The 19,873-nt window shown below is 70.0% G+C and carries 19 protein-coding genes; 13 read left to right on the forward strand and 6 right to left on the reverse strand.

Annotated elements, in window-relative coordinates; all coding sequences use genetic code 11:
• Positions 1 to 5 precede the first annotated feature (5 nt).
• From QQX04_RS11560 to QQX04_RS11575, 4 genes are read right to left on the reverse strand one after another with little or no spacing between them, the layout of a single operon-like run.
• Positions 6 to 1,058 carry a DctP family TRAP transporter solute-binding subunit gene (locus QQX04_RS11560; protein WP_301129349.1) on the reverse strand — a complete coding sequence of 351 codons (1,053 nt, stop codon included), beginning with the start codon at positions 1,056 to 1,058 and terminating at the stop codon, positions 6 to 8.
• Entirely contained in the window at positions 1,055 to 1,975 is a 921-nt protein-coding gene (locus QQX04_RS11565) for a shikimate dehydrogenase (protein WP_301129351.1), read from the reverse strand. Before QQX04_RS11565 ends, QQX04_RS11560 begins: the two co-directional genes overlap by 4 nt.
• On the reverse strand, positions 1,972 to 3,246 hold the full coding sequence (locus QQX04_RS11570) for a TRAP transporter large permease (protein WP_301129353.1): 1,275 nt from the start codon (positions 3,244 to 3,246) through the stop codon (positions 1,972 to 1,974). The genes QQX04_RS11565 and QQX04_RS11570 overlap by 4 nt, the downstream gene beginning before the upstream one ends.
• Positions 3,243 to 3,797, reverse strand: coding sequence for a TRAP transporter small permease (locus QQX04_RS11575; RefSeq protein ID WP_301129355.1), 555 nt, complete (start codon positions 3,795 to 3,797; stop codon positions 3,243 to 3,245). Before QQX04_RS11575 ends, QQX04_RS11570 begins: the two co-directional genes overlap by 4 nt.
• Before the next feature lie 123 nt (positions 3,798 to 3,920).
• Here QQX04_RS11575 and QQX04_RS11580 point away from each other — a divergent pair, with 123 nt between their 5' ends.
• On the forward strand, positions 3,921 to 5,714 hold the full coding sequence (locus QQX04_RS11580) for a bifunctional sugar phosphate isomerase/epimerase/4-hydroxyphenylpyruvate dioxygenase family protein (protein WP_301129357.1): 1,794 nt from the start codon (positions 3,921 to 3,923) through the stop codon (positions 5,712 to 5,714).
• Positions 5,715 to 5,723: 9 nt separating this feature from the next.
• Here QQX04_RS11580 and QQX04_RS11585 read toward each other — a convergent pair whose 3' ends face one another.
• Positions 5,724 to 7,016, reverse strand: a complete 1,293-nt coding sequence (locus QQX04_RS11585; protein WP_301129359.1) for a CapA family protein — start codon at positions 7,014 to 7,016, stop codon at positions 5,724 to 5,726.
• Between the two features lie 60 nt (positions 7,017 to 7,076).
• Here QQX04_RS11585 and pgsA point away from each other — a divergent pair, with 60 nt between their 5' ends.
• From pgsA to dapF, 10 genes are all read left to right on the forward strand, one after another.
• The gene (gene pgsA / locus QQX04_RS11590) at positions 7,077 to 7,679 is read left to right on the forward strand and encodes a CDP-diacylglycerol--glycerol-3-phosphate 3-phosphatidyltransferase (protein ID WP_301129360.1); all 603 of its coding nucleotides are present in this window, start codon (positions 7,077 to 7,079) and stop codon (positions 7,677 to 7,679) included.
• Positions 7,676 to 8,155, forward strand: coding sequence for a CinA family protein (locus tag QQX04_RS11595; protein ID WP_301129362.1), 480 nt, complete (start codon positions 7,676 to 7,678; stop codon positions 8,153 to 8,155). The genes pgsA and QQX04_RS11595 overlap by 4 nt, the downstream gene beginning before the upstream one ends.
• Before the next feature lie 90 nt (positions 8,156 to 8,245).
• Positions 8,246 to 8,557 carry a helix-turn-helix domain-containing protein gene (locus tag QQX04_RS11600; RefSeq protein ID WP_301129364.1) on the forward strand — a complete coding sequence of 104 codons (312 nt, stop codon included), beginning with the start codon at positions 8,246 to 8,248 and terminating at the stop codon, positions 8,555 to 8,557.
• A gap of 16 nt (positions 8,558 to 8,573) precedes the next feature.
• Positions 8,574 to 8,807, forward strand: coding sequence for a DUF3046 domain-containing protein (locus QQX04_RS11605; protein WP_301129366.1), 234 nt, complete (start codon positions 8,574 to 8,576; stop codon positions 8,805 to 8,807).
• A 271-nt stretch (positions 8,808 to 9,078) separates the two neighbouring features.
• Positions 9,079 to 10,179, forward strand: a complete 1,101-nt coding sequence (gene recA / locus QQX04_RS11610; protein WP_301129367.1) for a recombinase RecA — start codon at positions 9,079 to 9,081, stop codon at positions 10,177 to 10,179.
• Positions 10,180 to 10,310: 131 nt separating this feature from the next.
• Positions 10,311 to 10,721, forward strand: coding sequence for a regulatory protein RecX (locus QQX04_RS11615; RefSeq protein WP_436968480.1), 411 nt, complete (start codon positions 10,311 to 10,313; stop codon positions 10,719 to 10,721).
• Positions 10,722 to 10,743: 22 nt separating this feature from the next.
• Complete coding sequence (gene rny / locus QQX04_RS11620) at positions 10,744 to 12,225, forward strand: ribonuclease Y (RefSeq protein WP_301129369.1); 1,482 nt, start codon at positions 10,744 to 10,746, stop codon at positions 12,223 to 12,225.
• A gap of 2 nt (positions 12,226 to 12,227) precedes the next feature.
• Entirely contained in the window at positions 12,228 to 13,757 is a 1,530-nt protein-coding gene (gene miaB / locus QQX04_RS11625) for a tRNA (N6-isopentenyl adenosine(37)-C2)-methylthiotransferase MiaB (protein ID WP_301129371.1), read from the forward strand.
• Positions 13,758 to 13,763: 6 nt separating this feature from the next.
• A complete protein-coding gene (gene miaA / locus QQX04_RS11630) occupies positions 13,764 to 14,774 on the forward strand; it encodes a tRNA (adenosine(37)-N6)-dimethylallyltransferase MiaA (RefSeq protein ID WP_301129375.1) in 1,011 nt (336 codons plus the stop codon).
• 5 nt (positions 14,775 to 14,779) lie between these two features.
• Positions 14,780 to 15,649 (forward strand): diaminopimelate epimerase, encoded by an 870-nt coding sequence (gene dapF, locus QQX04_RS11635; RefSeq protein WP_301129378.1) that lies wholly within the window; start codon positions 14,780 to 14,782, stop codon positions 15,647 to 15,649.
• Positions 15,650 to 15,684: 35 nt separating this feature from the next.
• Here the strand turns inward: dapF and QQX04_RS11640 are convergent, their stop codons facing one another.
• The gene (locus tag QQX04_RS11640; RefSeq protein ID WP_301129380.1) at positions 15,685 to 16,308 is read right to left on the reverse strand and encodes a class I SAM-dependent methyltransferase; all 624 of its coding nucleotides are present in this window, start codon (positions 16,306 to 16,308) and stop codon (positions 15,685 to 15,687) included.
• A 66-nt stretch (positions 16,309 to 16,374) separates the two neighbouring features.
• Between QQX04_RS11640 and hflX the strand changes: the two genes are divergently transcribed.
• A complete protein-coding gene (gene hflX / locus QQX04_RS11645) occupies positions 16,375 to 17,901 on the forward strand; it encodes a GTPase HflX (protein WP_301129382.1) in 1,527 nt (508 codons plus the stop codon).
• Positions 17,898 to 19,871 (forward strand): ATP-dependent DNA helicase, encoded by a 1,974-nt coding sequence (locus QQX04_RS11650; RefSeq protein ID WP_301129384.1) that lies wholly within the window; start codon positions 17,898 to 17,900, stop codon positions 19,869 to 19,871. The genes hflX and QQX04_RS11650 overlap by 4 nt, the downstream gene beginning before the upstream one ends.
• The last annotated feature ends 2 nt before the right edge of the window (positions 19,872 to 19,873 follow it).

Genomic DNA, 19,873 nt, shown 5'->3' on the forward strand with positions numbered 1-19,873 from the left:
CGCCGTCAGTTCGCCGTGGCGCGGATCGCCTGGAACACCTCGAGCGATTCGCCGGTGAACGTCTCCTCGAGGTAGGTGGTCGCCATCTCGGAGAAGGCATCGCGGTCGACGTCGTCGATGACCTCCATGTCATCGCCGGCGCGCCACTCGTCCAGGGTGGCCTGCTCCGTCTCGTCGATGCATGCGGTGACCTCGGTGACGGCCATCTCGACCGCGCTCGTCAGCGCGTCCTGCTGAGCCGAGTCGAGCTCCTCCCACACCGGGCTCATGACCACCAGGTTGGTGTTGAGCTGGTGTCCGGAGAGGCTGATGTAGTCCTGCACCTCGGCGAGGTTGGACGCGAGGATGTTCGTGACCGGGTTCTCCTGACCGTCGACGGTGCCGTTCTGGAGCGCGAGGTACAGCTCCTCGTACGCCACCTCCGTCGCGGTCGCGCCGAGAGCGTCGGCATTCATGAGGTATTGCGGTGACCCGGGGAACCTCATGCGCAGTCCCTCGAGATCGTCGGGCGTGCGGATGGGCGTGTTCGCGGTGAAGTGGCGTGCTCCAGCGGACCAGACGCCGAGCGTGTACACCCCCGTCTCCTCCGCGAAGCCGTCCACGAGGACCGCGGACTCGTCGCTGGCCATGAACGCGGCGAGGTGATCGGCGTCGTCGAATGCGAACGCGGAGTCGAGCACGGAGATGGGCTCGTACACCGCGCCGAGGGCGGACGCGCCCTGGATGTCGATGTCGATGTCTCCGGACACGACGGAGGCGATGCGGTCGGCATCGCCTCCGAGCTGGCTCGCGGGGAAGATCTCGATCGTGAGCCCGACGCCGGCCGCAGCGACCTCGTCGGCGATGACCTGGGCTCCGCAGGCGTGCTGCGGCTGGTCCTCGGTGTAGCTGTGGGCGAGCGTCAGCGTGCGCTCCTCGGCCATGGTATCGCCGTCGTCGGACGCGCCGGCGTCGGTCGGGTCGGCGTCGTTGCCACCCGACGAGCACGCGGTGAGGGCGAGCACGGGCACGGCGGCGAGGGCGAGCCAGCGCGCCCGGTGGGGACGTGTTGCCTTCATCGTTCCTGTCCTTTCCTAGTTGCCCCGTCGTCAGGGGCCCGGGTCGCCTCGTCGGCGACCAGGTCTGTGAGGTCGCCGAGCATCGCTCGGCGGTCGGCCTTCTCCTGGGTGAAGATCTCGAAGGCGTCTGCCGCCTGGTTCATCGCCATGCCGAGCCCCGTCATGACTCGCATGCCTCGCTCGCGTGCGCGGCGGATCATCTGGGTCTCGACGGGCCGGTAGACGATGTCCGCGACGAGCGCGCTGCGGGGCACGATCGCGGGATCGACAGCCATGCCGGGGTGATCGTGCATCCCGAGCGGGGTGGCGTTGACGAGCGTGTCGGCAATGGTGAGCGCCTGCTCCGCGGTCGTGGGGGTGAGTGCGGTGACGCGGCCGGGGGCGTCCAGCCTGTCGACGAGCTCGTCCGCTCGCCGCTGGTCCGTGTCGAGGATGGCCAGCGTGGTGTCCTCCCGGTCCAGGAGGGCGTGGGCGACGGCCGCTCCGGCACCTCCGGCTCCGCACAGCACCGTGAATCCCGCAGGTGCACCGGCGAGGGTCGAGTCGAGTGCGGCGGCGAAGCCGGACATGTCGGTGTTGTGGCCTATCGAGCGGCCGTCCTGGAGCACGACGGTGTTGACGGCGCCGACGCGGGCGGCGCTCGGCGCGAGGTCGTCCAGCAGCGGCAGCACCGTCTGCTTCACAGGGTGGGTGACATTGAGCCCGTCCAGGCCGCACATCCATGCGGCCTCGAGGATGGTGCGCAGGTGCTCCTCGGTGCCTTCGTGGGCGGCGATCTCGATGAGGCGGTAGACGTACGCCATGCCGTGGCGTGCGCCTTCGAGCTCGTGAAGGGCCGGGCTGAGAGACGGCTGGATGCCCGAGCCGACGAGGCCGACGACGCGGCTGCGGGGACGGGTGCGTGCGGCGTTCGTCATAGTCCGAGCACCGTGGGCAGCCAAGCGATCGTGCCGGGGAAGACGATCGCGGTGATCGCGATGAGCACCGAGGGGATGAGGAACGGCAGGGAGCCGCGGAACACCTCGCCGACCCGGGTGTGGGAGACGTGCGCGGTGACGAAGAGGACCGTGCCGACGGGCGGGGTGAGCAGCCCGATCATGAGCGACACGATGAGCAGCACTCCCAGGACGATGGGGTCGATGCCGAACTGCGCGGCGATGGGGAGCAGGATCGGCACGGTGAGCACGAGGATCGCCGTCGCGTCGATCACGGTGCCGAGCATCAGCATCATCAGCGCGGTGAGCGCGAGGAAGACCATCGGGTCGGAGGTCACGGAGAGCGCCGCATCGGTGAGCAGCTGCGGCAGCCGCTCCTTGGCGAGGATGTATCCGAGGAGGGACGCGGAGGCGACGATCAGCATGATGCTCGCGGTCGTGGTGACGGCGTCCTTGATCGCGGCGATCGCGACCTTCACGGTCAGGGAGCGCTGCACCAGGCCGACGAAGGCGATCCAGACGACGCCGATGGCGGCGGCCTCCGTCGGGGTGAAGAGGCCTCCGAGGATGCCTCCGAGGATGATCACGGGCGCGAGCATCGGGAGCAGGACTCCGGGGATCGAGGCTTTCAGCTCCGTGACGTCGAACGTGCCGGCCTTGATGGAGCGGTCGCGTCGGACGAGGACGAACACCACGATGCACAGTCCCAGCGCCATCAGCAGCGCGGGGATGACGGAGGCGGCGAACAGCGCGCCGGTCGAGACGGCGGCGAGGCCCGCGTAGATCACGGCGGGGATGCTCGGGGGCATCACGGGCGCGACGAGGGAGGAGGTGGCGGACACTCCGGTGGCGAATCTGCGGCTGTAGCCGGCCTTCAGCATCGCGGGGATCTGCACCTTGCCCAGTGCGGCAGCGTCGGCGACGGCGGACCCGCTCATCCAGGAGAAGGCGACGGAGGTGCCGACGGCGACGTAGCCGAGGTTTCCGCGGATGCGGGCGAGTGCGGCGAGGGCGAACCTGAAGAACTTCTCGGCGATGCCGGTGTGGTTCGCCAGGGTGCCGAGCAGCACGAACAGGGGCACGGCGAGGAGCGGGAAGCTCGCGGCCGCGTTGGTGACGTGGCGCAGCGCCATGCCGAGCGACTGGCCTTCGACCGCCATGTACACGAGCGAGGGTCCGAGGAACGCGAATGCGACGGGAACCCTCAGGACCAGCAGGAGGGCGATGCCGATGCCGAGCAGTGCGAGGGTCATGCGGCGCGCTCCTCGGTCTCTGCGTCGACCTCTGACGGGTCGATCCAGGGTCCGTGCCGCGCGACGTCCCACGCGGCGAGGGCGGCGCGGACGGTGGTGCTCGCAGCACCGAACAGCACGGGCATGTACACCCACGACATCGGCAGCCGCAGCACCGGCGATTTGATGATGCCCTGCGTGGTCACGAGCGCCCAGGCCTCGATCGTGAGGCCGGCGCCGGTGGCGGCGACGATCACGAGCGCGAACACCTGCACCGCGCGGACGAGCTGCGGTCGGGGGATCGTGTCGACGATCTCGAGCGCGATGTGCCCCCGTGCGGTGACGAGCCATCCTGCGACGGAGAAGGTCAGCCAGACGAGTGAGAAGCGGGCGACCTCGCCGGTCCATGCGATCTGGTCGATCGGGAGGTAGCGCTGCAGCGCCTGGTGGAACACCAGCACCAGGATCGCCACGAGCGAGAGGGAGCCGAGCGTGAGCTCGATGACGCCGAGCACCGTGAGGAGGCGGCGGATGCCGCCGGAGGTGCCGCGCTGTCGCGGTAGTTCGGTCACGAGACGCCTTTGTTCGTTCCGAGTCGACCCGTCGTTGGGCCGCCTGCGCCACAATGTACCGACCGGTACATAACTTCGCAAGACCCTCGGGCGAACTAATGTACCGAGTGGTACATTGCCCGCATGAGGACCTCCATCGCCACCGTCTGCCTGTCCGGTGGCCTCGTCGAGAAGCTCGAGTCGTGCGCGGCAGCAGGCTTCGACGGGGTCGAGATCATGGACGCCGACCTCGTCGCAGCGGTCGAGTCACCCGAGGAGATCCGAGCGCTCTGCGCGAGGCTCGGGCTCACGATCGACATGTACCAGCCGTTCCGCGACGTGGAAGGCGTCACCGACGACGAGTTCCAGGACACCCTCCGTCGCGCGGAGGCGAAGTTCACGGTGATGGACAGGCTCGGCACCGACCTCATGCTCGTGTGCAGCAACGTCGGTACGGCGTCGATCGACGACGACGCGCTCGCCGCGGAGCAGCTCGGCGCCCTCGCGGACCTCGCCGCCACCCATGGCATCAGGCTCGCGTACGAGGCGCTCGCGTGGGGCCGCTACGTGAACGACTACCGCCATGCCTGGGACATCGTCCGCCGCGCCGACCGGCCGAACCTCGGCACCTGCCTCGACAGCTTCCACATCCTGTCCCGCGGCGACGATCCGTCAGGCATCGAGCAGATCGACGGCGAACGGATCTACTTCGTGCAGCTCGCCGACGCGCCGGTGCTCGACATGGATCTTCTGTCGTGGAGCCGCCACCACCGACTCTTCCCTGGCGAGGGTGGGTTCGACCTCATCGGCCTGCTGGGCCACATCGACCGCGCCGGATACCGCGGCCCGATCTCGCTCGAGGTCTTCAACGACACCTTCCGACAGACCGACGTCTCACGCACCGCCGCGCATGCGCGGCGGTCCCTCACGTGGCTCGCTGATCGCACGTCGGAGGCGGAGCATCGCGCGCAGGACAGGCTTCCGGCAGCGCAGCAGGCGCGAGGAATCGACTTCGTCGAGATCGCGGGCCAGGACCTCGCGCCTGTCGACGAGCTGCTGTCGCAGCTCGGCTTCTCGTTCGGCGGTCGCCACCGAAGCAAGGACGTGAGGCTATGGGAGGCGGGCGACGCCCGCCTCATCCTCAACGAGCAGCGGCGGTCGGAGAGCTGTGTCCTGTCGGCGATCGGCCTGTCCGTCGACGACGCCGCGACCGCCTCGGCCAGGGGCGAGCTGCTGGGCGCACCCCCGGTGTTCCGGCGCACCTACGCGGGGGAGCACGAGCTCCGCGCTGTCGCAGCGCCCGATGGCACCGAGGTGTACTGGAGCGACGCAGGCGCCGAGCCCGCCTGGCTGCCGGAGTTCGTCGGTGGCTCCCTGGCCGCCACACCTCTCCGTGCCGTCGTGGACCACATCAACATCGGCCATCCGTGGCAGGAGTTCGACGAGGCGGTGCTCTTCGCAGGCGCGGTCCTGGGGCTCACGCCGGAGCCGGTCGAGGAGGTTCCTGGGCCGGTCGGGCTCGTACGCAGTCAGGTGATGCGCTCCGCGGACGACGTGGTGCGGCTTGCGATCAACGTCGCCCCGCCGACGTCCCCAGAGCCTCCGCGCCACGTCGCGCTCGCGTGCGACGACGTGCTCGCCGCGACGCGCCATGCGAAGGCCGCGGGCGCGGCCCTGCTCCCCGTGCCTGCGAACTACTACGACGACCTCGAGGCGAGGTTCGGAGGCACGATGGACCGCGCGCTGCTCGACGAGCTCAGGGCGCTCGGGGTGTTCTACGACCGCCAGGGCGCGGGTGAGTTCCTGCACGTCTACACCCAGGCGGTGGGTGGAGTCTTCTTCGAGCTCGTGGAGCGCAGGGGAGGGTATGACGGCTACGGCGCCCCGAACGCGCCCGTGCGGCTCGGTGCTCAGCGGCGGGTCGCGGCACACCGCTGAACCGTCGTCTCATCTGGCAGCGGGAGACCTCACCAGCCGGTAGGAGTAGTCGGCGAGGGACTCGGCCGGACGGAGCCGCTCGGGGGCGGGATCGCCCACCGCCTTGGCGACCATGGCGTGCCGCCGGGCCACCTCGTCGGCGCTGAGCGTGCCGAGCGGCCCCTCGGCGCCGCTGAGCACGTACATGCGATGGCCGCCCGACCGATCAACCGTCGTGGCGGTCCACTCGACGCCCACGTCGACCTCACCGGAAGGTTCGACTGTGAACGTCGCGGTGAGCAGCACTCCGTTGCTGGTCTGCGGGACGCAGCAGGCCGAGGACTGGTTCGAGAGCATGTTGCCGAGTCCATAGGCGACCCACATGCCGTCGCCGTCGGGGCCGCCTGGAAGGTCCACGATGGGCTGCGGGACGTGCGCGTGGTGGCCGACGTACAGATCCACGGTGCCGGACTCCGCGATGAGCTCGGCGATGCGGATCTGCGCGTCCGTCGGCAGCGTCCTGTACTCGACGCAGCAGTGCACGGAGGCGATCACCACGTCGGCCCCTGCCTCGCGTGCCGCGGCGGCCGCCTCGATGATCGGCGTCGGGTCGGCCGCGTCGGCGTCGAACAGGTCGACCGATCCGGGAACGGTCACGGGCAGCCCGTTGGTGCCGTACGAGTAGGACACATGCGCGACGTCGAGCGGCGCGCCCGCGTCGCCGATCCGATACGTCTGCACGCTCGCCGCCTCCTCCTCGTCGCGCGCCGTGCCTGCGTATCCCAAGCGTGCGGCCTCGAACGCCTCGATGGTCGCGACCACGCCGTCGTACCCCTTGTCCACCGAGTGGTTGGAGGCCGTGGAGCAGCCGTTCCAGCCCACCTCTGCCAGAGAGCTCACGAGCTCGACGGGAGCGCCGAAGACCGGGAAGGTCGTGATGTCGCCCTGATCAGGCGCGACGGGCACCTCCATGTGGCATAGGGCCAGGTCCGCGCCGGACACGAACGGCGCGATCCCCTCCATGAGAGGCGCGTAGTCGTAGCCGCCTTCCACGGCGGCGGAGCGGTTGACGGGGGAGTGCGGGAGCACGTCCCCCGCCGCCACGAGGGTGAAGCTCACAGGGTCGGGCTCGGTCGGCGCTGCGAGAGAAGGCGACGGTGTCGTCGAGTGCGAGGCGGCCGGCGTCGGCGCCGCGAGGTCCGTGCCAGCCACCTCTGCTCCGATCGCGGCGACGATGGTGAGCAGTCCGAGCGCGCCGAGGAGGGACGCGAGCGCCGTCGTGCGCCTCGTGCGCCGCGCGCGGCCGGCGGTGTCGTTCCTCATGCGACCAGTATCAGGCCCGTGGCGGACGTTCCTCCACGCTCGCCCCAGTAGGGTGTGGGGGTGATCTCCGCGCTGCCCAACGTGCTCACGGTGCTCCGGCTCATCGGCGTGCCGGTCATGGTCGTCGCGCTCCTGCTCGACGCCGGGGAGCAGGGCGCGTGGCGCTGGGCGGCGCTGGTGATCTTCCTTGCCGCTGCGGCGACCGACTACCTCGACGGCTACCTCGCACGACGCTGGGAGGTGGTCTCGGACTTCGGCAAGCTGGCGGATCCGATCGCCGACAAGGCGCTCGTGCTGGCCGCCCTGGGCACGCTCATCGCCACGGACGGGCTGCCGTGGTGGCCCGTCGCGATCATCGCGTTCCGCGAGGTGTACGTCACGGTCGGCCGCCTGCTCGTGGCGCACGACGTCGTGATCGCCGCATCGCCCGGGGGCAAGCTCAAGACCGTGCTGCAGATCGCGTCGATCGCCCTGTACCTGTGGCCGGCAGCGCCCACGTGGATGCTGACGACAGCGTGGGTCCTGCTGCTCGCCGCGACGGCGGTCGCGCTGTACTCCGGGATCGACTACGGCATCAAGATCGCACGGGCGCGCCGCGAGCATCCGCCGCAGCCGGGCGAGTCGCGCGTGCCTGAACCGGAAGCAGGAGGATTCCCCGAGTGACCGCCCCTTCGGACGTGATCCACGCCGCCAACGAGTCTGGCGTCACGGTGGCGGTCGCAGAGTCCCTCACGGGAGGAGCCGTGTGCTCGGCGCTCGTCTCCGTTCCCGGAGCCTCGGAGGTGCTGCTCGGCGGCGTCGTCTCGTACGCGGTCGAGGCGAAGCATCGGCTGCTCGGCGTGCCCCGTGAGCTGCTCGACGAGGTGGGCCCGGTGTCGCGCGAGGTCGCCATGGCGATGGCCGAAGGGGTACGCGCACGGCTGGGTGCCGACGTGGCGGTGTCCACGACCGGCGTCGCCGGACCGGACCCTCATGACGGCCAGGCGCCCGGAACCGTCTGGATCGGGGTGGCGACCGCACAGGGGTCCGAGGCCACGCTCCACCGGATCGAGGGCTCCCGGTCGGAGGTCCGCACGGCCGCCGTCGCATGCGCGATGGCCGCGCTCGCAGCGGCGTTGACGCAGGTTTCACACGACTGAAACCGGCTCGTAGCCTCGCGGAACAACCGTGGGGTAATGTGCGTTGTGTCAGACATGGACAAGGGCCTGACTCTCAAGAAGGGAGGACGCATGCCAATTCTCCGCACCGAACTGGGCGACGTCCTCCGCGAGGCGCGCCTCACGCAGGGCAAGACGCTGCGTGACATCTCCTCGGCCGCACGCGTCTCCCTCGGATATCTGTCCGAGGTCGAGCGTGGCCAGAAGGAGGCGTCGTCGGAGCTTCTCGCGTCGATCTCGGATGCTCTGGAGGTGCCCATGTCGGACATCCTCCGAGAGGTCTCGGACCGTTTCGCGACCGCCGAGACGCTGGACCAGGTCGCGGTGATGCCGGTGATCCCGGACACCGCCGAGGAGCTCCTCGACTCCATGCCCCGTCGCTGACGGGCTCTCCGCACCAGTGCGCCACAGCGAGTTCTGGAAGCTCATGGACGCCGTCTTCGGCGAGGTCTATGCACCCACGCTCGCGCGCGACCACGCCCTGACGGCTCTCGACTCCCGCACGTGCGTCCAGGCGCTCGACGACGGGGTCCCTCCTCGCGATGTGTGGCACGCGCTGTGCGACGAGATGGAGGTGCCGCTCGACCGCAGGGACGGCGGCGATCGCCGACGCATGGTTCCACCGCGGCGCTGAGCGCGCACGATGCTGACGCTGCACTGAGCTGATCTCAGCGCCTCGGGTGGTCGAAGGCGCCAGGGGTGAGGCTTGCTCGCCGTGAGCCTGTCCGGCGTGTCGCTTGCCTTCGTTCGAACATTCGTTCGATACTTGTGCACAGGACGCCGGGACGCGGGCGTTGTCCCCCGAGGGGCAGGCGCGCGGCTGCGATGTCAGTGGCCCCGCATAGCGTGGGTCATGTTCACAGGACGGCTCACCGGCCACGACAGCGAGACAGGGGAGAACCCGGATGGCACAGGCAGCAGACCGCGCGAAGGCCCTCGAGGCGGCGCTCGGACAGATCGACCGTCAGTTCGGCAAGGGCTCGGCGATGAGGCTCGGCGAGCAGCAGCGGGTGGCGGTCGAGGCGATTCCGACCGGTTCGCTGTCGCTCGACATCGCTCTCGGTATCGGCGGACTTCCGCGCGGCCGCGTCGTGGAGATCTACGGACCGGAGTCGTCCGGTAAGACCACGGTGGCGCTCCACGCCGTCGCCAGCGTCCAGCGCGCTGGTGGCGTCGCGGCCTTCGTGGACGCTGAGCACGCGCTCGACCCGGAGTACGCCCGCAAGCTCGGCGTCGACACCGACAACCTGGTCGTCTCGCAGCCCGACACAGGTGAGCAGGCACTCGAGATCGCCGACATCCTCGTCCGCTCCGGTGGTATCGACATCCTCGTCATCGACTCCGTCGCGGCGCTCGTGCCGAAGGCTGAGATCGAGGGCGAGATGGGCGACTCGCACGTGGGCCTCCAGGCGCGCCTGATGTCTCAGGCCCTGCGCAAGATCACGGGTGCGCTCAACACGACCGGCACCACCGCGATCTTCATCAACCAGCTGCGAGAGAAGATCGGCGTCTTCTTCGGGTCGCCCGAGACCACCACGGGTGGAAAGGCGCTCAAGTTCTACGCCTCGGTGCGGCTCGATGTGCGACGGATCGAGACCCTCAAGGAGGGCACCGAGCCGGTCGGAAACCGCACGCGCGTCAAGGTCGTCAAGAACAAGATGGCCCCGCCGTTCAAGCAGGCCGAGTTCGACATCCTCTACGGCCAGGGGATCTCCAAGGAGGGCGGCATCATCGACCTCGGTGTGGAGCACGGCTTCGTGAAGAAGTCCGGTGCCTGGTACACGTACGAGGGAGACCAGCTTGGTCAGGGCAAGGAGAACGCCCGCAACTTCCTCAAGGACAACCCGCAGCTCGCCGACGAGATCGAGCGCAAGGTCAAGGGCAAGCTCGGTATCGGCAAGGCTGCCGAGGTTGAGGCCGAGCCGGCCGCGGCCCCAGCCGAAGAGGCCGCGCCTGCCGCTCCCGCCAAGGCGGGAGCGAAGCGCGGACAGAAGGCTGACTTCTGACGGGACGACGACGGCCGCCGGGCCGGTCGCGCAGGGAAGGATCTCCCGATCACAGCGCGGTCGACCCTGCGGAGCGTGCCCGTGAGATAGCACTTCGTCTGCTCGACCATTCCGCGCGATCAGCCGCACAGCTGCGCGAGGGACTGCTGAAGCGCGAGGTCGCACCGGAGATCGCCGAGCAGATCATCGAGCGGTACCGCGAGGTCGGTCTCCTCGACGACGCGGCGCTGGCGAGCACCATCGCCCGCACCCGTCACAGGGAGCGGGGGCTGTCACGGCGCGCCATCGAGCAGGAGCTTCGCCGCAAGGGTTTTGAGCACCCCGAGATCGAGGGCGCCCTCGCACAGATCGACGGTGACGACGAGGCGGATGCCGCGCGGGAGCTTGCCGCGGTACGGTGGCGTCGTCTCGCGGGGCATGACGATCAGACTCGCGTGCGTCGCGTGGTGGCCATGCTCGGAAGGAAGGGCTACGCCCCCTCGCTTGCATTCGAGGTCGTGCGCGAGCTTCAACATGCCGATAATGTCGGTGACTCTGACTGAAGGATGCGGGAGGTGAGTGCCTGTGGAGGCGCCGGTCATCATCGTGATGTTGCTCGGCGCTTCGCTGGTCGCGCTCCTCCTCGTCGTCTTCGCCAGGCGCGAGGCCGCGGCGGAGCGCGCCTCCGCGCACCGCGAGGCCGAACTGCTGCGCTCCGAGGCGAAGTCCGCGATGGCCGAGGTCGTGCGCCGCGACCAGCACGTGGCCGAGCGCGAGAAGGAGATCGCCTCCGATCAGCGCAACGCACAGGCGTATGCGCGCGGGCTCGACGAGCGTGTCGAGGTCATCGCGCGGGACGAGAGGCGCATCGCCGCCGAACGTGCAGCCCTGGAGGAGGAGCGTGCACGCCTTCGCGCGGATCATGCGGCTGAGATCGCCGCGCTCACGCAGACGGACCCCGACACGCTCCGTGAGCAGTTGAGGCAGCAGCTCCTGGATGAGGCTCAGGAGTCCGCGCAGACCGAGCTGCGGCGCCTTGAGCGCAAGGCCGAGGCCGACGCCGCGCAGCGCGGGCGCGAGATCCTCGTCGATGCGATGCAGCGTCAGACCGGCGAGACGACCACCCATGCGACCACCACGTGGATCGCGCTGCCCTCGGACGAGATGAAGGGGCGCATCATCGGACGTGAAGGCCGGAACATCCGTGCCTTCGAATCGCTCACCGGAGTCAACGTGATCGTCGAGGAGAACGTGGACGCGGTTCAGCTGTCCTCGTTCGACGTGCAGCGGCGTGAGATCGCCGAAGTCACGCTCCGCGCGCTGATCGAGGATGGGCGGATCCAGCCTCAGCGCATCGAGGCGGCCTACACCCGCGCACTGGTGGGGGCGGACCAGCGACACCGTCAAGCGGGGCTCGACGCCGTCGACGAGGCAGGCGTCAAGGGAGTGCCCCTCCCGATCGTGGACACGCTCGGCAGGCTGCGCCTGCGCACCTCGTTCGGGCAGACGGTGCTCTCCCACCTGGTCGAGTGCGCGCAGCTCGCCGCGTCGATCGCGACCGACCTCGGCGCGGACGTCGACAGGGCGCGCCGCGCGGCGTTCCTCCACGACATCGGCAAGGCCTTCACCCACGAGCGTCAAGGCACCCACGCGCGCCTCGGAGCGGACCTGCTCGCCGAGCATGGCGAGGACCCGCTCGTCGTCAACGCCGTCGCGGCGCACCACGATGAGGTTCCGCAGGAGTCGCTCGAAGCGGTGATCGTCCAGGTCGCGGACGCGCTCAGCGCGGCGCGCCCCGGCGCGCGCCGAGAGGACCTCGACGCCTATGTGCAGCGCATGGAGAGCCTCGAGAAGCTCGTCGGATCCCACGCCGGAGTGTCCTCGGCGGTCGCGATGGCGGCAGGCCGAGAGATGCGGGTGGTCGTGGAGCCCGACGAGGTCGACGACGAGGGGGCCCGGGCGCTGGCGCGTACAATTGCTGAGCACATCAGCAAGGACTTCACGTTCCCCGGAGAGATCAAGGTGACGGTGATCCGCGAGCTTCGCGCGGACGCCGTCGCAGGATAGGCATGACCGACACCACCCTCGCCCCCACCTACGTCGTGCGCACGCTCGGCTGCCAGATGAACGTCCACGACTCGGAGCACATGGCCGGGCTGCTCGAGGGAGCGGGCTACGTCGCCGCCCCCGAGGGCGTGGACGTAGCCGACGTGGTCGTCATCAACACATGCGCGGTCCGCGAGAACGCGGCGACCCGCCTCTACGGAAACCTCGGTCAGCTCGCCTCGAAGAAGGCCTCGCGCCCGGGAATGCAGATCGCGGTCGGCGGATGCCTCGCGCAGAAGGACCGCGGCGAGATCGTGGACAAGGCGCCGTGGGTCGACGTCGTGTTCGGCACGCACAACATCGACGTGCTGCCAGCGCTCCTCGAACGGGCTCGCCACAACGCGCAGGCCCAGGTCGAGATCGAGGAGTCGCTCAAGGTCTTCCCGTCCACGCTGCCGAGCCGCCGCGACGCGATCGCGTCCGGATGGGTCTCCATCTCGGTCGGCTGCAACAACACGTGCACGTTCTGCATCGTGCCGTCCTTGCGCGGCAAGGAGCGCGATCGCCGTCCGGGCGAGATCCTCGCCGAGGTGGAGGCGCTCGTCGCGCAGGGCGCGGTCGAGGTGACGCTGCTCGGGCAGAACGTGAACTCGTACGGCGTCGAGTTCGGCGACCGCGGCGCGTTCGCCAAGCTCCTGCGCGCATGCGGCGAGATCGAGGGCCTCGAGCGTGTGCGCTTCACGTCGCCGCACCCGGCGGCGTTCACCGACGATGTCATCGAGGCGATGGCAGAGACGCCCAACGTCATGCCGAGCCTCCACATGCCCCTGCAGTCCGGGTCCGACCGGGTGCTGAGGGCGATGCGTCGCTCCTACCGGTCCGAGCGTTTCCTCGGGATCCTCGACAAGGTCCGTGCTGTCATGCCGGACGCCGCGATCACGACCGACATCATCGTCGGGTTCCCCGGGGAGGCCGAGGAGGACTTCCAGGAGACCCTCCGGGTGGTCGAGGCCTCGCGGTTCACGTCGGCCTTCACCTTCCAGTACAGCCCCCGCCCGGGCACTCCTGCCTTTGAGCTCGAGCCTCTGCCCAAGGAGGTCGTGCAGGAACGCTTCGAACGGCTGCTCGCACTCCAGGAGAGGATCACGCTTGAGGACTCCCAGCGCTTCGCTGGACGCACCGTCGAGCTGCTCGTTCTCGATGCGCCCGGGCGCAAGGACGACGCGTCGGCGCGCATGTCGGGCCGCGAGGCCGGCAACCGGCTCGTGCACTTCAGCGTGCCCGCGGGCGACGGCCCCGACGGGCGCGGAGCCCCACGGCCCGGTGACCTGGTGACGGTCGACGTCACCCGCGCCGCGCCACACCATCTGATCGCCGACTCCGCGATCGAGGGCGGCACCTATCGTGTCCGTCGGACACGAGCAGGCGACGCCTGGGATGCGGTCCAGCTCGGAGAGCACACCCACGGTGGCGACTCGTGCGGCACTGGCGCTCCCGCGCCTGCCGGCCCCGTGGGGCTCGGGATCCCGACCATGCGCCCCGTCGGCGCCTAGGCGCACGTGAGCAGCGCCCGCGCAGGCGCCTCCACCGAGGATTCGTCAGCGCCCTCGTCTCACGTGATCGCGATCGTCGGAGCCACCGCGACCGGCAAGTCAGCGGTCAGCGTCGCGATGGCTCACCTCCTGACGGAGCGGGGGACGCCCGCCGAGATCATCAACGGCGACGCGATGCAGTTCTACCGGGGGATGGACGTGGGCACGGCCAAGATCTCCGAGGAGGAACGTGCTGGCGTCCCGCACCACGAGCTCGACTGGCTCGACGTCACCGAGGACGCGTCGGTCGCCCGGTTCCAGGAGCGGGCTCGTGCGGACATCGAGGCGATCCACGCCCGCGGCGGGCGCGCCATCGTCGTCGGCGGGTCGGGGCTGTATCTCCGCGCGCTCCTGGACGTGTTCGAGTTCCCCGCGACCGACCCGACGCTGCGTGCCGTGCTCGAGTCCCGCTGCGCCGTCGAGGGCCCGGGCGTCCTGCATCAGGAGCTCGCGGCCCTGGACCCCGAGGGTGCGCGGACGATCGACCCCCGCAACGCGCGCCGCGTCGTCAGGGCGCTCGAGGTGGTGACCCTCACAGGGGAGCCTTTCGGTGCGACCCTGCCCCGGCACGAGTACGCGATCCCTGCCGTCCAGGTCGGACTCGAGCTCGGCTACGACGTCCTCGATCCCCGGATCGAGTCGCGCGTGCAGCGCATGTGGGAGTCCGGCCTGGTCGAGGAGGTCGAGCGGCTTGTCGATGAGGGGCTCCGCGAGGGCACCACGGCCCGTCGCGCCGTCGGCTACGCCGAGACGCTCCGTCATCTGGACGGCGAGTTCGACGCCGCGACAGCGCAGGAGCTGATCGCGCAGCACACCCGCCGGCTCGCGCGTCGCCAACGACGTTGGTTCAACCCGGATCCGAGGGTCAGCTGGGTTCCCGCTCCGGCGGATGCCGCCGACGTGGAGCGCGCTGCCTCGGAGGCGTTGGTCGCCGTCGACCGGGGCGGTCCGGCACCGTCGGACCCGGCCGTAGGCTAGGGCGCATGACGACTCTGCGCTTCACCAAGGGGCACGGCACCGAGAACGACTTCGTGCTGCTGTTCGACGAGGGTGGACAGACGCCGGTGACTCCGGATCGGGTGCGGTTCCTGTGCGACCGCCGTGCGGGTCTCGGAGCGGACGGCGTGATCCGCGCGGTGCGTGCTGGAGCGCTCGACGCCGGTGCGGGCTTCGCGCCGGACACGTGGTTCATGGACTACTGGAACGCGGACGGCACCACCTCCGAGATGTGCGGGAACGGCGTGCGCGTCTTCGCCCGCTTCCTTGAGCGCGAGGCAGGGGTCGACCTGGCCCAGGGGCTCGCGATCGGCACCCGCGCGGGTGAGCGGACCGTGACCTCGCTCGGCGGAGGTCGCTACTCGGTCGGGATGGGGGCGTGGAGCCTGGACGACGAGGTCGCCGTGGTCTCCGCGGCAGGCCTGACGCCACCCCGTCCTGCACAGCCTGTCGATGTGGGCAACCCGCACCACGTGGTCGCGCTCGCGTCAGAGGCGGAGCTCGCCGATCTCGATCTTCACCGTGCTCCTGAGGTCTCGCCGCGTCCGCCGGAAGGGTCGAACGTCGAGTTCGCCGTGGCCTTGGGGCACGACGAGGTCGACGGCGAGCTGCGAGGACGCGTGCGCATGCGCGTCCACGAGCGCGGTGTCGGGGAGACCCGCTCATGCGGCACAGGCGCCTGCGCGGTCGCCCTGGCCGTGCGTTCGTGGGCTGGTCCCGGTGCCCCGGATGTGTGGGACATCGAGGTGCCGGGGGGCGAGGTGACGGTCAGGGTCGAGGACGGCCGCACCGTGCTGGAGGGCCCCGCGGAGCTCATCGCCGACGGAGACGTCGTGCTGCCCGCGGCTATCGCCTGACGAGAGCCGCCGCCCAGCGCTCGGCCTCTGGGGCGTCAGCGCGCGTCGACGCGCAGGACGCGGAACCCCTTCGCCGAGGCGACCTTCTCCACCGCGCCCCAGCCGCCCGTCTGCTCGCCGCGGACCGTGAGCCACTTCGCAAGCGAGTCCGCGCCGAGGTTGCGCTGGACGACGAGCCATGCGCTGCCGCCGGGAGCGAGCCGTGGCAGCCACATGTCGAGCAGGTCATGCAGCGCGTCCTTCCCGATGCGGATCGGAGGGTTCGACCAGATCACGTCGAAGCGCACCTCAGGATCGACCTCGTCTGCCCGCGCGGCGGTGAGGGGGGCGAGCGGCGCCACGGCTGCGGCCCGCGTGGCGTTGCGTCGCAAGAGGTCGAGCGCGCGCTCGTTCACGTCGACGGCCGTGACGGCGGCCTCCGGGGCCCGCAGCGCGGCGGTCAGCGCGATCGGACCCCACCCGCATCCGAGGTCGAGGACGCTCCCGTGCGGTTCGGGCACCGACCTCAGCAGCACCTGTGTGCCCAGGTCGACGTGGCCTGGGGAGAACACGCCCGCGGCGGTCTCCAGGGTGAGCTCCGTGCCTGCGAGCACCACGGGGATGGTGCGCCGCTCGTCGGCCGAGGCGGGCTGGGCGCTGAAGTAGTGGTCTTCGCTCACGCCAGAAGCGTAACGTTCCCCACCTCATGGTCGGTCGGCTCCCAGGGGTGAGACAATGGATGCCCTATGACAGACCGCCTTCCTCATCTCGATGATGACCTCGCCGACGAGCTGGAGCTCCTCGGTCCGCAGTCCCACGCGGCACGCACCGATGCGGTGATCGACCGCGTGCTCTCGCGCGCCGGTACAGCGGTGAGCGAAGGCGGCAACGTCGAGACCGAGTACGACGGCGACCAGTACGACCGCGAGGAGCGTGCCGCGCTTCGACGCGTCGCTGGCCTGTCCACGGAGCTCGAGGACATCACCGAGGTCGAGTATCGCCAGCTCCGCCTGGAACGGGTGGTGCTCGTGGGTCAATGGTCGCGAGGCACCGTGGAGGAGGCCGAGATCGGCCTCAGGGAGCTCGCGGCACTGGCGGAGACCGCAGGCTCCGAGGTGCTCGATGGCGTGCTCCAGCGTCGGCCCCACCCTGACCCCGCCACATACATCGGCGCGGGCAAGGCGGAGGAGGTGCGCGACCTGGTCAAGGCGCTCGGGGCGGACACGGTGATCGTCAACGACGATCTCGCGCCCAGCCAGCGGCGCGCGCTCGAGGACGTGGTGAAGGTCAAGGTGATCGACCGCACTGCGCTGATCCTCGATATCTTCGCCCAGCATGCCAAGTCCCGAGAGGGCAAGGCGCAGGTCGAGCTCGCGCAGCTCGAGTACCTGCTCCCGCGACTGCGCGGATGGGGCGAGTCGATGTCCCGCCAGGCCGGTGGTCGCGTCGCGGGCGGTGAGGGCATCGGCTCCCGTGGCCCCGGTGAGACGAAGATCGAGCTGGATCGCCGCCGTATCCGCACCCGCATGGCGCAGCTGCGGCGTCAGATCCGTGCGATGGAGCCTGCACGCGCCGTCAGGCGCGAGCGCAGGCTCGGGCTGCCGAACGTGGCGATCGTCGGCTACACCAACGCAGGGAAGTCCTCCCTGCTCAACCGCGTGACGGGCGCAGGCGTGCTGGTCGAGAACGCGCTGTTCGCGACGCTGGACCCGACCGTGCGACGCTCGCAGACGCCCGACGGTCGCGCCTTCACCGTGTCCGACACCGTCGGATTCGTCCGTGATCTTCCACACCAGCTGGTGGCGGCGTTCGCCTCCACCCTTGAGGAGGCGGCGAACGCCGATCTGATCCTCCACGTCGTCGACGCGTCTCACCCGGATCCTGAAGGTCAGGTGCGCGCGGTCCACGAGGTGCTCGCGGATGTCCCCGGTGCCATGGAGGTGCCCGAGCTCCTGGTGCTCAACAAGTGCGACGTCGCCGACGCCGCGACTCTGATCGGGCTCCGCTCGCGTCGCGAGCGGACCGCCGAGGTCTCCGCGCTCACCGGCGAGGGCATTCAGCCGCTCATGGAGGTCATCGGGGAGATGCTTCCGCGGCCCGGCGTCAGGGTCGACCTCGTCGTGCCCTACACGCGTGGTGATCTGATCAGCGAGACGCACACGCACGGCGAGGTGCTCACGGAGGAGCACGGCCCCGATGGCACGCACCTGATCGCGCTCGTGGACGAGTCGCTTGCAGCCCGCCTCGAGGCGAGCGCGGCGGCATCCTCGTGACGTCTGCTCAGAGCGACGTGGAGTCGCCCGAGCTGGAGGACCCGCACGAGATCGCAGAGCTGCTCGAGGCTGCGGTCGAGGCGTTGGCAGGGCGTCCGCGCGAGGGCCAGCAGCGGATGGCCGCCCTGGTCGCCCGTTCCCTTCACGACGGTGAGCATGCGCTGGTGCAAGCCGGCACCGGCACCGGAAAGTCGCTCGGATATCTTGTTCCGGCAGTCGCGCACGCGGCGCGCACGGGGCAGCGCATCGTCGTCTCCACAGCGACGCTCGCCCTGCAGCGCCAGGTGTACACGAAGGATCTTCCGCTCGTGCTCGACGCCCTCGAGCCGCTGCTGGGTCGTCGGCCGGGGATCTCCCTCTTCAAGGGTCGTTCGAACTACCTGTGCGTGCATCGTCTCAGCGGGGAGTACCCCGAGCCGGATGACGGGCAGCTCTTCGACGTCGGCCCCACGAGCGAGCTCGGCAAGGAGGTCGCGCGACTTCACCAGTGGGCGGACCAGACCGAGACCGGGGATCGGGACGACCTGGTTCCCGGCGTCTCGGGCCGTGCGTGGGCGCAGGTCTCGGTGTCGGGGCGTGAGTGCCTCGAGTCCAAGTGCCCCATGGCGACGGAGTGCTTCTCGCAGCGCGCCCGCGCGCAGGCCGCCGACGCGCAGATCGTGGTGACGAACCACGCGGTGCTCGGAGTGCAGGCGGCGAGCCACGACCTGCTCGGCGAGCACGACGTGCTGATCGTCGACGAGGCGCATGAGCTGGTGCAGCGCATCACGTCGGCCGCGACGCACGAGCTGACCGTGCGGGGGCTCGATCGCGCTGCGAGCGCGGTACGTCGGTGCGGCAAGACCACGGACGATCTGGACAGGGCGGCACGCGCCGTCGACTCCGCCCTCGGGGATCTCAACGTCGGACGCCTGCGACTGGGTCTTCCTGAGGAGCTGGCCGCCGCAGTCGAGCTGACGAGAGGAGCGGCGCGCGCGCTGTTGACGGAGGTGGCCAAGACCTCGGAGCAGCTGGGCGCGACCGCGAAGATGGCGACGGCGCAGCTGACCGAGATCATCGATGTGTGCGAGGAGCTGCAAGGGGATCACGGTCGATACGTGATCTGGCTGGCACCGCCAGACGGCGAGTACGACGAGCAGCGTCCCTCACGCATCGTTGCGGCACCGCTCGACGTGGCCGGTCTGATCGGGCATCGCCTGGTGGAGGAGAAGGCGACCGTCTTCACCTCGGCAACTCTCGCCCTCGGTGGAGGGTTCGACGCGATCTCGCGCCACCTGGGTCTCGACGAGCCCTTGACGCTCGATGCGGGCAGCCCGTTCGACTACGGGAAGCAGGGGATCCTGTATGTCGCCTCGCATCTGCCCCGGCCGGGCGCGGGCGGGATCTCCGAGGAGGCGCTCGAGGAGCTTGTCGCGCTGGTGCAGGCTGCGGGTGGACGCACGCTGGGTCTGTTCAGCTCGCACCGCGCGGCGCAGGCGGCGACCGACGCCCTCAGGGAGCGGCTCGACCTTCCGGTGCTCAACCAGAGGGACGATCAGCTGCCCACGCTCGTCAAGCAGTTCGCCGAGGACCCGAGAGCCTGCCTCTTCGGATCGACCTCGCTGTGGCAGGGGATCGACGTGCCAGGGCCGACGGCCTCGCTCGTGGTGATCGACAGGATCCCGTTCCCGCGTCCTGACGACCCGGTGGCTCAGGCCCGCACGGAGGCGGTCGCGGCAGGGGGAGGGAACGGCTTCATGGCTGTGAGCGCCACGCATGCGGCGCTGTTGATGGCTCAGGGTGCTGGCCGCCTGATCCGCGCGATGGATGACAAGGGCGTGGTCGCGGTCCTCGACTCGAGGCTCAAGACCGCCAGGTATGGCGGCTTCCTCGCGCGTTCGATGCCGGCGCTGTGGGGGACGACTGATCGCGACGCGGTGCTGGGTGCGCTCAGGCGCCTGGATGACGCGGCGTGCGCCGACGGTCGGTAGGG

It is taken from the genome of Demequina zhanjiangensis, from assembly GCF_030418315.1.
Classification (GTDB): domain Bacteria; phylum Actinomycetota; class Actinomycetes; order Actinomycetales; family Demequinaceae; genus Demequina; species Demequina zhanjiangensis.

Excerpts from the sequence above, each read along its gene's own strand:
- miaB (WP_301129371.1), top strand. The coding sequence starts at position 12,228 with ATGACCGACACCACCCTCGCCCCCACCTACGTCGTGCGCACGCTCGGC.
- QQX04_RS11580 (WP_301129357.1), top strand. The coding sequence starts at position 3,921 with ATGAGGACCTCCATCGCCACCGTCTGCCTGTCCGGTGGCCTCGTCGAG.
- QQX04_RS11600 (WP_301129364.1), top strand. The coding sequence starts at position 8,246 with ATGCCAATTCTCCGCACCGAACTGGGCGACGTCCTCCGCGAGGCGCGC.
- QQX04_RS11570 (WP_301129353.1), bottom strand. The coding sequence starts at position 3,246 with ATGACCCTCGCACTGCTCGGCATCGGCATCGCCCTCCTGCTGGTCCTG.
- QQX04_RS11565 (WP_301129351.1), bottom strand. The coding sequence starts at position 1,975 with ATGACGAACGCCGCACGCACCCGTCCCCGCAGCCGCGTCGTCGGCCTC.
- QQX04_RS11585 (WP_301129359.1), bottom strand. The coding sequence starts at position 7,016 with ATGAGGAACGACACCGCCGGCCGCGCGCGGCGCACGAGGCGCACGACG.
- QQX04_RS11560 (WP_301129349.1), bottom strand. The coding sequence starts at position 1,058 with ATGAAGGCAACACGTCCCCACCGGGCGCGCTGGCTCGCCCTCGCCGCC.
- dapF (WP_301129378.1), top strand. The coding sequence starts at position 14,780 with ATGACGACTCTGCGCTTCACCAAGGGGCACGGCACCGAGAACGACTTC.
- recA (WP_301129367.1), top strand. The coding sequence starts at position 9,079 with ATGGCACAGGCAGCAGACCGCGCGAAGGCCCTCGAGGCGGCGCTCGGA.
- hflX (WP_301129382.1), top strand. The coding sequence starts at position 16,375 with ATGACAGACCGCCTTCCTCATCTCGATGATGACCTCGCCGACGAGCTG.